Annotated in this window: 1 pseudogene; it reads right to left on the minus strand. The window is 33.7% G+C overall.

Annotated elements, in window-relative coordinates:
- Positions 1–301: 301 nt before the first annotated feature.
- Positions 302–973, minus strand: a pseudogene (locus Hs30E_RS11010) (ABC transporter ATP-binding protein); the annotation flags it as partial.
- Positions 974–1,062 lie beyond the last annotated feature (89 nt).

Consider the following 1,062-nt stretch of genomic DNA (forward strand, 5'->3'; position numbering starts at 1 on the left):
AAGAAGGCAAAAAAGAAAAACGCAAGTATATTCCCCAACAGTCACACCCGTGGAAACTTGCATCTTTCGAAAAGTATCTCAGAAGAATCGGTAAGACGCTTCTGGAATATCAAGCTGAAAATTCAGCATAAATCATAACTCAATAATATCAAAAATGGAATCTAAAAGCAAATTTTGCTTTAGCAAAACGTAACTCATGTTTAGACTTTTTTGGGGACATTTTCAATTTCGCTTGACAGTATTTTTTAGGGTAAACTAAAAAAACTAACCTTTCGATTAGTTTTCTGCTTGTAGACAAAAGTCAATTTTTGAGCTGTATATCAACATATTCTTTATATAATTTATGATTATTAATCAAATAGTCATGATTGCCAACCCCACTTATCGCGCCATCTTCGATAAAATAAATCAAGTCAGCACTAATTATAGTACTCAATCTATGCGCAATAACTAATGTTGTACGACCTTTCATTAATTTCCCTAAAGATTTCTGAATCATACTCTCAGATTCAGAATCAAGGCTTGCTGTTGCTTCATCTAATATCAAAATTTTAGGTTCACGTAAAAATGCTCTAGCAATTGCTAATCTTTGACGTTGCCCACCAGACAGACGACTGCCATGCTCCCCAACTTCCGTATCTAAGCCATTCGTCATATCTGATACAAATTTTTTAGCATTGGCTAATTCAAGTGCAGCCCAAAGGTTATCGTCACTATAATTTTTATCTAGTCCATAGACAACATTATCTCTTATAGTACCCGAAAAAATCATAATATCTTGTCCTACAAAACCAATTTGCTTTCTCCAATAGTTTAAATTTATCTCCTGTATATCTTGATTTCCAATGTACATACCACCAGATGATGGTGGATAGAAGCGTTCTAAAATATTGAAAATAGTTGATTTACCACTTCCTGATGGTCCTACAAATGCAATAATAGACTTCTCCCAAAAATAAAAAAATTTGTTATACTATAGTCATGAACTATGAATCCCTCACGAAACTCAGCGATAGTCATTTTAAACGTCTAGTTGGCGTTAAACGTCCAACCTTTGAATCT

This window comes from Pseudolactococcus hodotermopsidis, from assembly GCF_011170085.1.
Taxonomy (GTDB): domain Bacteria; phylum Bacillota; class Bacilli; order Lactobacillales; family Streptococcaceae; genus Pseudolactococcus; species Pseudolactococcus hodotermopsidis.